Origin of the sequence: Streptomyces sp. BI87 (assembly GCF_025957665.1) — a bacterium.
GTDB lineage: Bacteria > Actinomycetota > Actinomycetes > Streptomycetales > Streptomycetaceae > Streptomyces > Streptomyces albidoflavus.
On the sequence record NZ_CP110079.1, the window covers coordinates 5,984,497 to 5,999,204 of the forward strand.

Here is a 14,708-nt window from a genome sequence, read left to right on the forward strand (position 1 = left end):
CGGCGCCCTTCGGGGGCGCCGGGCCTCAGCCGTGTCAGGGGTCATTCCGGGTGCGGGCCCGCACCGTTCATGGCGGGCGCCGGGCCGTTGCCGTTCGGCGAGGGCGCGGCGGCCTCCTCCTCGGTGCGCCGGATGCTCCCGTACCGGCGCCGGATCTCCTCGGCGGCTCGGGGGTCCTTCTTCGCCGCCGCGCCCGCCAGCATGTCGACCATCAGCGCGTTCACCTCCTCGTCCGGGTTGATCCCTGTCTCCCGGAAGAAGTCGCCGAGAAGGTCGGCGGCCGTGCGGGGGGCGGACGTGGCCGTGTCCGCCACCTCCCGGACCGGTTCGGGTGCGGGTGGCTCGATGATCAGTTCGCGCAGCAGTTCCGGGATCTCCTCGTTGTTGGCCGCCGACGTGAGTTGCGCCAGGATTCCGAGGTCGTCCACGGTCCTGCCGATCTGCTCGCCGTTGCGGGTCAGCCACCACACCACGGCGCTGCCGGTGTCCCGCAACACGTCGGAGTGCAGATACTCCCGGCGGTCCTGTTCGTGGCGGCGTTCGTGCTCCCACACCGCCTGCTCCTTGCGGATGGCGGCCAGTCGGTCCAGCCGCTCCTGGTCACGGTCGTCCAGGGCCAGCGTGACCTCCACGGCGTGCGCGTCGACCAGGTCGTACGGATCGGGGAGCATGACGGCCAGGGCGGCGCTCAGTTCGTGCTGCACGAGCGAACAGCGTCCCGGTTCGCTGGTACGGGTGACCTCCTCGGCGCGCTGGACGACCGAGGCTCTGGCCAGCGCTCCGCCGTCCATCGGCCGGTCGGGCGCCTCGGGACGCGGGCACCAGCGCACGGTCGCGGTGAGGAGGAAGCCGTAGTCCCGTTCCGCGCTGGGCAGCCGCACCCGGGTGAGCTGGATCTCCCTGCGCTCCACCGGGCGCACCGGCAGATCGATCAGGGTGCCCTCCGGGAAGGGCTCCGCCCGCTGTGCCCGGCCGGCGAAGGCCATACCGGTCAGCAGGGTCCCCGAGACCAGGGCGGCCACCAGGCCCCAGACCCACAGGGGCCAGCCCAGGCAGAGGCCCAGAATGACCGCGAGAAGGGTCGCGATGATGCCGAGGAAGCCGAAGACGGTCTTCTGGCCGGTGGTCATGGTGCGGTTTCCTCCATGGGCCGAGGGGGATGGCGGGACCGGGCGTCGCAGATCAGGCGCAGGACCCGGTGCGCGTGCGCGGGCGGGCCCGACTCGACGGCGGTCAGGTACAGGGCGTTGAGCGCGGGGTGGTTGCGGCCGGCTGCGGCGATGAGGGAGCGCAGGGATTCGCCGTCCGCCTCCGGGCCGAGCAGCGGGGCGGCGGCCGGGCGCCAGCGCTCCGGTGCCGCCGTGCGGAAGACGGACCGCCAGCAGCTCAGGCCGTCCGTGGTGACGGTCCGGGCCAGGAGGTCCCGGTCGGCGGCGACGGCGAGGAAGATGCCCAGGTCGCGCGGGTGTCTGTCAGGGGCGCCGAGTCTCCGGCTGAGCCGGTTCAGCAGGTGGTGCAGGGCCTGCCCGTCCTCGCGCACGTGGGTGAGGAGGGCACCGGTCGCCCCCTGCCCCTCCGGCTCGGAGGCGGCGAGTCGGTGCAGGCGGATCAGGGCGGAGCGCGGGTACCGGGTGGCCATGGTGGTGGCGCAGACCCCGGTCAGTACCCGCCGGAGCCCGGGGGTGAGGGTCTGGACGCCCGCCCGGTCGTAGATCCAGCGTCGCCAGGCGGTCCCGAGCCGCGGGTGCTGGACCAGTCGGTCCAGGAGCGCGGACGCGGCGGTGAGCGAGCCGTCCGTGCCTTGCTCCGCCCAGGCCTCCACCCGCTGCCGCAGTACGGTGCCCGGTTCGGTGCCGGTCATCAGCTCGGCCACCCGCACCGCCGCGGTCTCCCGTTCCCGCGTGTCGAGAGCGGGCAGTGCCAGCAACTGGGGCGTGCAGTCGAGGAGGACACCCCGCAGATCCGGCCGGTCGCTCCAGAGGTGACGGCAGAGGGCCTCCGCCACTTCCTGCTGGGCGAAGGTGTGCCGGTCCCCGTCGCGGTCGGCTCGGATCGTCCGGAGCAGGTGGTGGGTGCCGTTCTGCTCCAGCAGGGGCTGCGGGTCGGCCGGCGTGGCCGTGGCGGTCGTCAGGATGCGCGCGGCGGCGTGCACGGTGTCGGTACGGGCGCCCTCCAGCAGGGCGGTCGCGTAGCAGAAGGCCCGCTCGTGTGCCTTGGTCGCCTTGCCCACGATGGCGTCGACGGCGGCCTGGGGGTCGGTGAGCGTGCTGAGCGCCTTCTCACACCACTCGGCGAACAGTTCCGGCGTGTCCGTGATGTGGTGTACGCCGTGCCGGTGGCGCCGGCGCAACCGGACGACCGCGTGGGCGAGCCGTGCCACCTCGCGCACGGGCGGTCGCGTGGTGAGGTAGGTGGCGAGGGACTCCGGGGCGGGCGCGCAGACCCGCGTGTCCATGCCCTCACAGCGCAGCTGGCGCCGGAGCAGGGCCATCCGGTCGGGCGGAGCCAGGTGGTGGACCTGGGAGGCGACGTAGTGCGGGAGCTCCCGGTCGGTGTCCGGAAGGAGGACCGCGAGGTAGGCGGTCTGCTCGCGCACCTGTTCCCAGAGCTTCGGGAGCTGCCCGGCCATCTCTCTGCGGGCCTGCTCCTCAGCGGCCGTCAGGTCCAGCAGCAGCCGGTTGCCGGGCTGGACCATGTCCGGGTCCAAGTGGTGGTGCCCGTTCTCGGCGACGTCCGGCACCAGTTCGAACGGCACCTCCTTGCCCGGCAGTTCACCGAGGAGTACCCGCCCGGCGGTCTGACGCCCGCTCCCGTCGGGGCCGGTGAGGACGACCAGCCGGTCACTGGCCAGGGTGTCGTACGCCGCGTTGGCCACGGCGGGCCGGACGAACCGCCGCATGTGGAAGTACAGCTCTTCGCGGGCGAGCCGCCGGGGCGGTTTCCGGGGTGGGGGTGCCGGTCCGAGGAAGACGTTCCCGGTCCCGGTGTGGACGACCGAGGCGGTGTCGACGTAGTTCTGCGTCGTCCCCGCCTGGGTCACTTCTTCTCCTGGTCGGCGGTGCGGTTGCCGAAGCTGTTGTTGACGGTTCCGTGGTTGTCGGCGGTGTAGTTGACGGGGCCGTCGCCGGAGAACTGGGGGAGGTGCTGGTTGCCGGAGCCGGTGTGTACGGAGCCGGTGGCGGCGTGGAAGTGCGTGGTGGTGGAGCCGGCTCCGGTCGAGCCGTTCACCGTGGTGCTGATGTCGCCGGCGCTCCCCGCCTGCACGGCGGACACGCCCTCGACCTCCCGCATCCCGTTGGCGGTGGTCTCGGTCGCCTGGGCGCGCTCCTCCTCCGCGGCGGCAAAGGCGGGGATAACCTTGGTGAGCGCCTGGAGGATGGCCGGTACGTCGTACTCGGCCCGGTGCGCCTCGTAGGTCAGGCACTGGCGGTCGGCGACGGAGGCCAGCTCCGGCGGCAGGTCGGCCTTGGCGGGGCGTGCGGTGCCCCGGCCGAGCAGCACGGGGACGATGAGGACGTCGTTGCGCAGGGCCTCCAGGATCTCCTCGCGCACCCAGTCGTCCTGCTGCCACAGCTCGGGTCGCGCCGCCCAGCCCGGGCCGGCCAGGACGAGCAGGACCTCACAGGCGCGGACGTTCTCGCGCAGCTCCTCCTGGAAGGTGCGGCCGAGGCGGATGGACCGGCCGTCGCGGAACGAGGCGTTGTCACCGAACCGCCGGCGGAGCGCGTCGTCCAGATGGGCCGACGCCTGTTCCCCGTCGCCGGTCCGGTAGTTGATGAAGACATGGGGCATGGCGGATCGCCTCTCCAGAGGAAGGGGTGGGTGAGAGAAGTGCCTACAGAGGAAGCGCGCGGCGTCAGGCGGGCTTCGGCAGCGGGGGTGCGGTCCGGGCGGCGGCCGAGAGCGTCAGCGCGGCGGTGAGGTCGGGGGCGAGCGCCCGTACCCCGCTGTGCCCCCGGTGGCGGCCGAGGACCCCGGCCAGACGGCGCAGGTCCAGCCCGATCGTGTAGGAGCCCACAGCGGAAGCGCTGGTCAGGGCGGTTCTGGCAACGGCGCACGCGTGGTCGACCTCGCCGGCGGAGGCGTGGGCAAGCGCTCTGCGGACGCCGTAGCGGGCGAGGTTGCGGTGGGCCTGGGGAGGCAGTGCCGCGCAGGCCGCGTCGAGGTGTTCCGCCGCGGCCGCCGGACGGCCCAGGTCGTAGAGGCACCAGCCGGTGAACATCGTCACCGGGTCGGGAAGGTGCGTCGGCCCGACCGGCGCGGGGTCCTCCTCCCGTCCGGCCGCCGCGAGCAGGCCACGGGCCCGGTCGAGCGCGCGCAGACTCGCGCCGTGGTCTCCGGCCAGGGCATGGCCCTCGGCCTCCTGCTGAGCGGCGAGGCCCCGGATGCGCGGGGCCAGCCGGTGGTCCCCGGCCGCGGCCGAGAGGGCGACGGTCTCGTGGGCGTGGCCCCGGTAGTACGCCATGAGGGCGCGGCGGACCAGCCCGTAGTGCCCGAGCTGGTGGTCGCCCCCGTCGAAGGCGAGCCGCACGGCGTGGTCGGTCCAGCGCCGGGCTGCCTCGTCGTGGCCGGACTCCTGCGCCATCCAGCCGGTGAACTCGGCGAACCGGGCGGCGACGAGGAGCAGGCCGTTCCGCGAGCCGCTCCCCGAGTCCGCCGCCAGGGCGACCAAGGCGCGGGTCTGTTCGGCGAGGGGCACCAGGACGGTGGGCGGCGGGCAGCTTTGCGCCATCCGGCGGAAGTGGGTGAGCAGCGCCCGCGCCGAGTCGACGAGCGAGCCGTCCCCCGTCTGTTCCACGGGCGCCGAGGCGGCCGCGCCGCCCGGGGCGCTGTTGGCCAGCAGCACGGTCGCGGCACCGGCCGTGAGGACGAGACGGCGGCTCGGTGGTCCGGCGGCCGCCGGGGAGGTGGGCGTCGGCGGGCCGGGCAGGAGGGCGGTGAGCCGTCCCGGGCAGTTCAGCTCCACTTCGCAGCGCCGGGCGAGGTGCGCAGTCGGCCGTTGATGGCCATTCTCGATCTTGCTCAGCTGGCTCTTGCTGTAGTGCACGGCCGAGGCGAGCCGGGTGAGGGTCATCCCCCTCTCGTGCCTGGCCCTGCGTAACTCCGCTCCGAACCTCTTCGGCGGTACGTGCACGTCCCCACCCTCCAGTCGCGGCCGTGGCGGCGGGCCCCCGGCCCGCGCCTGACAAGGGTCGGCCGGTGACGACAACGGCGGCAAGGGCCGCCGAGTGTTTCGCGTTTCCAGGGAAGCCGCCCGGGACGGGGCTGTCGAGAGGGCCTCGGTGGGGCCGGGCCTTCCGGGAGCTCCGGGCGGTGTCCGAGGGGTCTGGTAGGAATGCAGGCGTGAGCAGCGAGGATGAGGGGGCCGGGGAGCGGTCCGGGAGGGAGCCGGAGCAGCTGGCGCTGGTCCGGGAGATGGCGCGGCAGGCCAAGGCGCCGAAGGCCAAGCCGCGGACCTGGCGCGGGGCCGACGTCGCGGAGCACCTGCCGGTGGCGCGGGTCGTGGTGGACAAGGGTGTGCTGCACCTCGACCGGTACTTCGACTACGCGGTGCCCAAGGAGCTGGACGCCGAGGCGCAGCCCGGGGTGCGGGTGCGGGTGCGGTTCTCCGCCGGGGCCGGGCGGGTGCACGCGGGGCGGCGCGAAGGTGGCGGGCTGATCAGCGGGTTCATCGTGGACCGGCTCGCCGAGTCGGACTACGACGGGCCGTTGGCCGCGCTCGCTCAGGTGGTCTCGCCCGAGCCGGTGCTCACCCCGGAACTGCTCGGCCTCGCCCGCGCCGTGGCCGACCGGTACGCGGGCAGCCTCGCCGACGTCCTCCAGCTCGCGGTGCCGCCCAGGAACGCCAAGGCCGAGGCGGCGCCCTCGCCCGACCCCCTGCCGCCGCCGTCCGCACCGGAGGCGGGGAGCTGGGAGCGGTACGGGCCGGCCGGGCCCGGGTTGCTGGCCGAGCTGGCCCGGGGCGGGGCGCCGAGGGCGGTGTGGACGGCGCTGCCCGGTCCGCAGTGGGCCGAGGAACTGGCCAGGGCCGTGGTCGCGACGCTGGCCTCCGGTCGCGGAGCACTCGTCGTCCTGCCCGACGGGCGGCACGCGGCGCGGGTGGACGCGGCCCTTACGGCGCTCGTCGGCAAGGGCCACCACACCCTGCTGACGGCCGACGCCGGCCCGCAGAAGCGGTACCGCCAGTGGCTCGCCGTGCACCGGGGCTCTGTGCGCGCCGTCGTCGGGACCCGCGCCGCCATGTTCGCGCCCGTCCGCGACCTCGGCCTGGTCGCCCTCTGGGACGACGGCAACGAGAACCACAGCGAGCAGCACGCCCCCCAGCCGCACGCCCGCGAAGTGCTGATGCTGCGGGCGGCCCACGAGAACTCCGCCGTGCTGCTCGGTTCGGTGAGCTGCACCGTCGAGGCGGCCCAGCTCGTCGACAGCGGCTGGGCGGTGCCCGTCGCCGCCGACCGCGCGGTCACCCGGGCCGCCGCCCCCCGGGTCCGGACCATCGCCGACCACGACCTCGCCCGTGACGCCGCCGCCCGCACCGCCCGGCTCCCCTCCCTCGCCTGGCAGGCGCTGCGCGACGGGCTGCGCGAGGGACCCGTACTCGTCCAGGTGCCCCGGCGCGGTTACGTACCCCGGCTGGCCTGCGAGCGGTGCCGCGAACCCGCCCGCTGCCGGCAGTGCGCGGGCCCGCTCCAGGCGGCCGAGTCCTCCCTGCTGCACTGCGCCTGGTGCGGGCGCCCGGAGGCCGACTGGCACTGCGAGGAGTGCGGCGGGTTCCGGTTGCGCGCCCAGGTCACCGGGGCGCGGCGGACCGCGGAGGAACTGGGCCGGGCCTTCCCGTCGGTCCCGGTGCGCACCTCCGGCCGCGAACAAGTGCTGGACACCGTGGACGCCGCCCCCGCGCTGGTCGTCTCCACCCCGGGCGCCGAACCGGTCGCCGAGGGCGGTTACGCGGCCGCCGTCCTGCTCGACGGCTGGGCCCTGCTCAACCGCCCCGACCTGCGGGCGGGCGAGACGGCCCTGTGGCGCTGGATGTCCGCCTCGGCCCTGGTCCGCGGTCAGTCGGCGGGCGGCACCGTGGTGATCGTCGCCGAGCCGACGCTCGCCCCCGTACAGGCCCTGGTCCGCTGGGACCCGGTCGGCTACGCCCTCCGCGAGTACGCCGACCGCTCCGAGCTGGGATTCCCACCCGTATCGCGGATGGCGGCGGTGGCCGGCCCGCAGGCGGCGGTGACGGAGTTCCTCGGCGCGGTCGAACTCCCGTCGGACGCGGAGATCCTGGGCCCGGTCCCGCTGCACGAGTCCGCCGAGCGGGGGCGTGGGCGACCGGGGGAGGGGGCGCAGGTGCGGGCGCTGGTGCGGGTGCCGCCGGGCAGTGGGATGGCGCTGGCACATGCGCTGAAGACTGCGCAGGCGGCGCGGATGGCTCGTGGGGGGAGGGCGCCGGTGAGGGTTCGGGTTGATCCGTTGGATATTGGGTGAGGGGAACAGGGGGGATGGCGGTTAGGGGGTGGCTGAGGGCGTGCAGTTGGTTCAGAGCGGGGAGTTGGCGGAGTAGAGGTGCAGGTCAGGGAGACTGGTCCCCGCGCGTGCGGGGATGGACCCAGGCCGCGCAGGGTGTCCATGCGGCGCTCGTGCTGGTCCCCGCTCCTGCGGGGTTTCGCCCACCCGCTGAGGTGGGGGCGCTCACCGGCCCCCGCACACCGCTGCCCCCGCCTGTCGGGACGGGGGCAGCGAGTACGAGGCCGCGAGGGCCGGTCAGCCGTGGCGTGGGCCCGGGAGGGCGTTGGGGCGGGCGGTGGGCTGGGTGGGCATGGAGCGGGCGGCGGGGACGGTGGGGAGGCCGGTGTTGAGGGGGACCGGGCGGGTGCTGGTGGTGGTCTCGGCGGCGCGCTCGGCCTCGGCGGCGGCCTGGGCGGTGGCGCGGCGGGCGCCGTAGCGGCGGTGGACCGCCTGCTTGGTCACGCCGAGGGCGGAGCCGACCGCGTCCCAGGAGAAGCCGAGGGAGCGGTCGAAGTCCACGGCGGCGGTGACCAGGGTTTCGACGCTGTCCCGCAGCTCCTGGGCCAGGCGCACGGTGGGTGCGGGGGCCCGGCCGTAGACGACGAAGCCGGTGGCGGGGCCGGTGCGGCGGGGGCGGTAGACGTTGCCCAGCTGGGCGGTGAGGGTGCGGAGCGCGTCCACCTGGCGGCGGACCCGCTCGATGTCCCGCACCAGCAGGTGCAGGCTGGCCCGTGCCTGTGCGTCGTGGGTTGCGTGGTCGGCCATGAACAAGCCTCTCGAACGGGCGGTGGGATGGGGGGAGACGGGCCACTGGAGCGAAGACCCGTGGAAGTCAACTCGCCTTGACCAACGCCCGGCGCCCTGAGTGGTCACGCTCCAGGGCGTATGTGTGGGGGCGCGGGGCGCGCGACACCGCGTGCGCCCCCGAGGGGGCAGGGGAGTTGTGGGCGTGTTCGGGAGAGGACGCGGAGACCGGGGAGGACGGGCCCGCCGGGTGGTATGGGCGTCATGGGCGTCCGCGCCGGTACGCCCCGGGCAGGCGCCCCCGGCGCCGTGCGGCCTAGACTGGCGCGGCTCCCCGCCAGGCGTGCCCGCCGGGAAGGGGGCCGTGGCTCCGCCCGTACGACATAGCGAGGTATCCCCACCGTGAGGCTCGTCTTCGCCGGCACCCCCGAGGTCGCCGTTCCCGCTCTGGACGCACTGATCGCCTCGGAGCGGCACGAGGTGGTCGCCGTCGTCACCCGGCCCGACGCCCCGGCCGGGCGCGGCCGGCGGCTGGTCGCCAGCCCGGTCGCGGAGCGCGCCGAGGAGGCCGGGATCGAGGTGCTGAAGCCGAACCGGCCGCGGGACGAGGAGTTCCTGGCACGGCTGCGGGAGATCGGCCCGGACTGCTGCCCGGTCGTCGCCTACGGCGCGTTGCTGCCCAAGGTGGCCCTGGACATCCCTGCCCGGGGCTGGGTCAACCTGCACTTCTCGCTGCTCCCCGCCTGGCGCGGCGCCGCCCCCGTGCAGCACGCGATCCTCGCGGGCGACCAGATCACCGGCGCCTCCACCTTCCTCATCGAGGAGGGCCTGGACTCCGGCCCCGTCTACGGCACCGTCACCGAGGAGGTCCGGTCCACCGACACCAGCGGCGACCTGCTGACCCGTCTCGCCTTCGCCGGTTCCGGCCTGCTCGCGGCGACCATGGACGGCATCGAGGACGGCACGCTGCAGGCGGTGCCGCAGCCCACCGACGGGGTCAGCCTCGCCCCCAAGCTCACCGTCGAGGACGCCCAGGTCGACTGGGCCGCGCCGGCGCTCCGCGTCGACCGGGTGGTGCGCGGCTGCACCCCGGCCCCCGGCGCGTGGACCGTCTTCCGGGGCGAGCGGCTCAAGCTGGTCGCCGCCCGCCCGCTGCCCGGCGAGGACGGCCTCGCCCCGGGCCACCTGGCGGTGGGCAAGAACCACGTGCACGTGGGCACCGGTTCGCACGCCGTCGAACTCCTCTGGGTCCAGCCGCAGGGCAAGAAGCCGATGCGCGCCGCCGACTGGGCGCGCGGCGTCCGGATCGCCCCGGGCGAGAGCCTCGGCGCTGCCGACGTACGCTGAAGGGGACAGAACCGCGCCCGTGGCGCCCCCGCCGAGCAGGCGGGCAGGTGCCGCCGGGCGCGGCGGCGTGCCGGTCCGTGCGGCGGAGCGGCGGGCCAGTGACCTTGCGACAGCGGAGCACCTTTGACCGACCAGCCGTCCCGGCGTCCCCGTAAGACCGGCAAGCCCTACCGCCGCCCCAAGAAGGACCCGGTGCGCATCCTCGCCTTCGAGGCGCTGCGCGCCGTCGACGAACGGGACGCCTACGCCAACCTGGTGCTGCCCGCCCTGCTCCGCAAGGCGCGCGAGGACCACCCGGACACCTTCGAGGCCCGGGACGCCGCCCTCGCCACCGAACTCGTCTACGGCACCCTGCGCCGCCAGGGCACCTACGACGCGATCATCGCGGCCTGTGTCGACCGCCCGCTGCGCGAGGTCGACCCGCCGGTCCTCGACGTCCTCTCCCTCGGCGCCCACCAGCTCCTCGGCACGCGCATCCCGAGTCACGCGGCGGTCTCCGCCACCGTGGAGCTGGCCCGCGTCGTCCTCGGCGACGGCCGCGCCAAGTTCGTCAACGCGGTGCTGCGCCGCATCACCGCCGACGACCTCGACGGGTGGCTGGAGCGGGTGGCCCCGCCGTACGACGAGGACCCCGAGGACCACCTCGCCGTCGTCCACTCCCACCCGCGCTGGGTCGTCTCCGCGCTCTGGGACTCGCTCGGCGGGCCCCGTGCCGGTATCGAGGACCTGTTGGAGGCCGACAACGAGCGGCCCGAGGTCACCCTCGTCGCCCGGCCCGGCCGCACCACCTCCGACACCCTGCTCGACGGTCTCGGCCCGGATCGCGCCCTGCCGGGCCGCTGGTCGCCGTATGCCGTGCGACTCACCGAGGGCGGCGAGCCGGGCGCCATCGACGCCGTCCGCGAGGGCGACGCCGGGGTGCAGGACGAGGGCAGCCAACTGGTGGCGCTGGCCCTCGCCGACGCCCCGCTGGAGGGCTCCGACAGCCGCTGGCTCGACGCCTGCGCCGGTCCGGGCGGCAAGGCGGCGCTGCTCGCCGGGCTCGCCGCGCAGCGGGGTGCGACCCTGCTCGCGTCCGAGAAGCAGCCGCACCGGGCCGGGCTGGTCGCCAAGGCGCTGGACGGCAACCCGGGCCCGTACCAGGTCATCGCCGCCGACGGGACGCGCCCGCCGTGGCGACCCGGCTCCTTCGACCGGGTCCTGGTCGACGTGCCGTGCACCGGGCTCGGCGCGCTGCGCCGTCGCCCCGAGGCCCGCTGGCGCCGCCGCCCCGAGGACCTGGACGGGTTCGCCCCGCTCCAGCGCGCCCTGCTGCGGACGGCCCTGGAGTCGGTGCGCGTCGGCGGCGTGGTGGCGTACGCGACCTGCTCGCCGCACCTGGCCGAGACCCGGGCCGTCGTCGACGACGTCCTCAAGCGCGAGGGGGGCGCGGAACTCCTCGACGCCCGCCCGCTGATGCCCGGCGTCCCCGCCCTCGGCGAGGGCCCCGACGTGCAGCTCTGGCCGCACCTGCACGGCACCGACGCGATGTACCTGGCGCTGCTGCGGCGCACCGCCTGAGCCGCCGCCCCGCGCCCGTACGCCACGGGCGCGGGGCCCAACTCGCCCTTGCCTCGGGCCTGTCGTCGCTCCCGGGCCGGTGTGACAAGCTTCCGCCCCAGAGCGGACGCGCGTGATCGCCGGTGCCGGCGGAAAGGGCATACGCATGAGTGACTGGGAGCTGTCCAGAACGTACGGCAGCAGTGCGGGCGAGGTGCGCTGGGAGCGGCTCGGGGGCCCGGCCGCGCCGCCGGTCGTCCTCTGCCACGGGACGCCCTTCTCCTCGTACGTCTGGCGCCGGATCGCGCGCGAGCTGGCCCGGGACCATCAGGTGTACGTCTGGGACATGCCGGGGTACGGCATCTCCGCCCAGTTCGAGGGGCAGGACGTGTCGCTGGGCGCGCAGGGCCGGGTCTTCGCCGAGCTGCTGGCCCACTGGGACCTGGCCGCCCCGGCCGTCGTCGCCCACGACTTCGGCGGTGCCGTCGCGCTGCGCGCCCATCTCCTGCACGGCGCGGCCTACCGGCGGCTCGCCCTGGTCGACCCGGTCGCCCTCGCCCCCTGGGGTTCGGCCTTCTTCCGCCTGGTCGGCGCGCACCACGGGGTCTTCGAACAGCTCCCGCCCCACCTGCACCGCGCGCTGGTCCGCGAGTACATCTCCTCGGCCAGCAGCCCCGGGCTCGACCCGGCCGTCCTGGACCGGCTCGTCCGGCCCTGGGAGGGGGAGGAGGGGCAGCCCGCCTTCTACCGGCAGATCGCCCAGGCGAGCCAGCGCTACACCGACGAGATCCAGGGCCGGTACGGCTCGATCGAACTGCCGGTGACCGTCTTCTGGGGCGAGGACGACGCGTGGATTCCGGTGGCGAAGGCGTACGAACTGGCCTCGGCCGTGCCCGGCGCCGAGCTGGTGCTGATCCCGGGAGCGGGACACCTGGTGCAGGAGGACGCGCCCGGCCGGCTCGGCACCGAGCTGGCCCGTTTCCTCGGCGCGGCGGAGCCGGGCGCCCGCTGACCGCGTACCGCCGGTGAAGATCTGGTGGGACGGGGCGCGGGGCTGCCAGGATCGGCTCCATGAACGCGACACCGCGCAAGCGCGCCGACCTGTTCCTCCCCGTCGGGGACGACCCCCGCCAGAACGGGCCGACCCTCGGCGACGAGACCGCCACGCTCATGGAGTACCTGCGCTGCCAGCGGCTCACCCTGGAACTGAAATGCGCCGGGCTCGACGCCGGGCAGCTGGCCCGGCGCTCCGTCGAGCCGTCCACCATGTCCCTGCTCGGGCTGGTGCGGCACATGGCCGACGTGGAGCGCGTCTGGTTCCGGGTACGGATGGCGGGGCAGGACGCGCCCCCGTACTTCCGGCTGCCCGAGGACCCGGACGGCGACTGGGACGGCGCGCTGCCCGACCCCGCCCTGGTGGAGGAGGCGTGGCGGCTGCTCCGGGCCGAGCAGGAGTTCGGGGACGCCTTCGTGGCGCGGGCGCCCTCGCTCCACCTCGTCGGTGAGGCGCACGGCGAGCCCGTCTCGCTCCGCGAGGTCCTGGTCCACCTCGTCGAGGAGTACGCGCGCCACAACGGGCACGCCGACTTCCTGCGCGAGCGCATCGACGGGCGGGTCGGACAGTAGGAGCGGCGGAAGCAGAGGTTCCGGCCTCCGGAGGCGGGAACCGGCCGCGAGCATGGCAGTCTTGGGGCATGGCAGCGCAGATCAATCCCAGCATCCTCTCCGCCGACTTCGCCCGCCTCGCCGACGAGGCCCGCGCGGTCGACGGCGCCGACTGGCTCCACGTCGACGTCATGGACAACCACTTCGTGCCCAACCTGACGCTCGGCGTACCGGTCGTCGAGTCGCTGGCCCGGGCCACGGAGACCCCGCTGGACTGCCACCTGATGATCGAGGACCCGGACCGCTGGGCGCCGCAGTACGTCGAGGCGGGGGCCGGATCGGTCACCTTCCACGTCGAGGCCGCCGCCGCGCCGGTCCGCCTGGCCCGCGAGATCCGCGCCAAGGGCGCCCGCGCCGCCATGGCGCTCAAACCCGCCACGGCGATCGAGCCGTACGAGGAGCTGCTGCCCGAGCTGGACATGGTGCTGATCATGACCGTCGAGCCCGGCTTCGGCGGCCAGTCCTTCCTCGACCTCACGCTGCCGAAGATCCGCCGCACCCGGGAGCTGATCGGCCGGCACGGCCTGGACCTCTGGCTCCAGGTGGACGGCGGTGTCTCCGCCGCCACCATCGAGCGGTGCGCCGAGGCCGGGGCCGACGTCTTCGTGGCGGGCTCGGCGGTCTACGGCGCCGAGGACCCGGCCGAGGCCGTCCGCTCGCTGCGCGACAGCGCCCGCAAGGCCACCGCCTCGGCCCCCTGGGCGTGCGGCCACTGAACACGCGGCGACACCCCGGGCCAACCCGGGGTCACCGCACGATGAACGACCGCCCCGAGGGCCGATGGGGCGCCGCCGGATCTGCGAGGATGAACGGCGGAGCCACTTGTGAACAGCAGTGAGGAGATTGCCGTGTCCGGCATGTCGGCGGGTCGTCCTGCCCTGCGGATGGGACCCGCGGAGCTGGTGCAGGCGGCGGCCATGGCCCGCCGTTTCTATCTGGAGGGCAAGTCCAAGATCCAGATCGCCGAGGAGTTCGGCGTCAGCCGCTTCAAGGTGGCCCGGGTCCTGGAGACCGCTCTCGAACGTGACCTCGTCCGCATCGAGATCCGCGTCCCGGCGGAACTCGACGCGGAACGCTCCGACGCCCTGCGCGCCCGCTTCGGGCTGCGGCACGCCGTGGTCGTGGAGTCGCCTGCCGAGGAGGAGGAGTCGCCCGATCCCGAGAGCCTCGGCGAGGTCGCCGCCGACCTGCTCGGGGAACTCGTCGCCGAGGGCGACGTGCTCGGCCTCGCCTGGGGCCGCTCCACCATCCACATGGCGGCGGCCCTCGACAAGCTGCCGCCCTGCACCGTGGTGCAGCTGACCGGGGTGTACGACGCGGGCACCGCCGAGCGCGGATCGGTCGAGGCGGTCCGGCGGGCGGCCCAGGTCGCCGGGGGCGAGGCGCACCCCATCTACGCGCCGATGCTGCTGCCCGACCCGGCGACCGCCGCGGCGCTGCGGAACCAGACCGGGATCGCCCGGGCCTTCGAGCACTTCGACAAGGTGACGGTCGCGGCCGTCTCCATCGGGTCCTGGGAGCCGGGGATCTCGACCGTGCACGACATGCTCAGTGCGGAGGAGCGGGCGCACTACGCCTCGCTGGGGGTGGCCGCGGAGATGTCCGCGCACCTCTTCGACGCCGAGGGGCGGCGGGTCGGGCGGGATCTGGGGGAGCGGTGCATCACCGTCGAGGCGGATCGGTTGCGGCGGATTCCCGAGGTCGTGGCGATCGCCGGGGGTGGGCGGAAGGCGCCGGCCATTGACGCTGTCCTGCGGTCCGGGCTGGTGACCAGTCTGGTCACCGACACCGCTGCGGCCGATCAGCTTCTGGCGGCCGCACCGCCGCCCCGGCCGGCTCTCGACCGGGCTGATCCGGATGAGCCCGGGGACGCCTGAGTCCCTTTTCGGCCTCAAGCGCCGGCCGGGCTAGGA

12 protein-coding genes are annotated in these 14,708 nt (G+C 74.9%); 7 read left to right on the plus strand and 5 right to left on the minus strand.

Annotated elements, in window-relative coordinates:
* Positions 1 to 41 precede the first annotated feature (41 nt).
* From OIM89_RS26770 to OIM89_RS26785, 4 genes are all read right to left on the minus strand, one after another.
* Positions 42 to 1,130 (minus strand): phage holin family protein, encoded by a 1,089-nt coding sequence (locus OIM89_RS26770; protein ID WP_175458015.1) that lies wholly within the window; start codon positions 1,128 to 1,130, stop codon positions 42 to 44.
* Entirely contained in the window at positions 1,127 to 3,040 is a 1,914-nt protein-coding gene (locus OIM89_RS26775; protein ID WP_030695424.1) for a hypothetical protein, read from the minus strand. The genes OIM89_RS26770 and OIM89_RS26775 overlap by 4 nt, the downstream gene beginning before the upstream one ends.
* Entirely contained in the window at positions 3,037 to 3,792 is a 756-nt protein-coding gene (locus tag OIM89_RS26780) for a toll/interleukin-1 receptor domain-containing protein (protein WP_030695423.1), read from the minus strand. Before OIM89_RS26780 ends, OIM89_RS26775 begins: the two co-directional genes overlap by 4 nt.
* Before the next feature lie 64 nt (positions 3,793 to 3,856).
* Positions 3,857 to 5,134 (minus strand): helix-turn-helix domain-containing protein, encoded by a 1,278-nt coding sequence (locus OIM89_RS26785; RefSeq protein WP_264491673.1) that lies wholly within the window; start codon positions 5,132 to 5,134, stop codon positions 3,857 to 3,859.
* 209 nt (positions 5,135 to 5,343) lie between these two features.
* Between OIM89_RS26785 and OIM89_RS26790 the strand changes: the two genes are divergently transcribed.
* Positions 5,344 to 7,479, plus strand: a complete 2,136-nt coding sequence (locus OIM89_RS26790) for a primosomal protein N' (protein ID WP_264491674.1) — start codon at positions 5,344 to 5,346, stop codon at positions 7,477 to 7,479.
* 276 nt (positions 7,480 to 7,755) lie between these two features.
* Here the strand turns inward: OIM89_RS26790 and OIM89_RS26795 are convergent, their stop codons facing one another.
* Positions 7,756 to 8,265 carry a hypothetical protein gene (locus OIM89_RS26795; RefSeq protein ID WP_030695420.1) on the minus strand — a complete coding sequence of 170 codons (510 nt, stop codon included), beginning with the start codon at positions 8,263 to 8,265 and terminating at the stop codon, positions 7,756 to 7,758.
* A gap of 381 nt (positions 8,266 to 8,646) precedes the next feature.
* Here OIM89_RS26795 and fmt point away from each other — a divergent pair, with 381 nt between their 5' ends.
* From fmt to OIM89_RS26825, 6 genes are all read left to right on the plus strand, one after another.
* Entirely contained in the window at positions 8,647 to 9,591 is a 945-nt protein-coding gene (fmt, locus tag OIM89_RS26800) for a methionyl-tRNA formyltransferase (protein WP_217466572.1), read from the plus strand.
* Positions 9,592 to 9,714: 123 nt separating this feature from the next.
* Positions 9,715 to 11,151: an RsmB/NOP family class I SAM-dependent RNA methyltransferase gene (locus tag OIM89_RS26805; protein ID WP_010636537.1), complete on the plus strand. Its 1,437-nt coding sequence runs from the start codon at positions 9,715 to 9,717 to the stop codon at positions 11,149 to 11,151.
* 145 nt (positions 11,152 to 11,296) lie between these two features.
* Positions 11,297 to 12,142, plus strand: a complete 846-nt coding sequence (locus OIM89_RS26810; RefSeq protein WP_047469710.1) for an alpha/beta fold hydrolase — start codon at positions 11,297 to 11,299, stop codon at positions 12,140 to 12,142.
* A gap of 59 nt (positions 12,143 to 12,201) precedes the next feature.
* Positions 12,202 to 12,756 carry a DinB family protein gene (locus OIM89_RS26815; RefSeq protein ID WP_264491675.1) on the plus strand — a complete coding sequence of 185 codons (555 nt, stop codon included), beginning with the start codon at positions 12,202 to 12,204 and terminating at the stop codon, positions 12,754 to 12,756.
* A gap of 68 nt (positions 12,757 to 12,824) precedes the next feature.
* Positions 12,825 to 13,511, plus strand: a complete 687-nt coding sequence (rpe, locus tag OIM89_RS26820) for a ribulose-phosphate 3-epimerase (RefSeq protein ID WP_030695417.1) — start codon at positions 12,825 to 12,827, stop codon at positions 13,509 to 13,511.
* A gap of 108 nt (positions 13,512 to 13,619) precedes the next feature.
* On the plus strand, positions 13,620 to 14,672 hold the full coding sequence (locus tag OIM89_RS26825) for a sugar-binding transcriptional regulator (protein ID WP_030695416.1): 1,053 nt from the start codon (positions 13,620 to 13,622) through the stop codon (positions 14,670 to 14,672).
* The last annotated feature ends 36 nt before the right edge of the window (positions 14,673 to 14,708 follow it).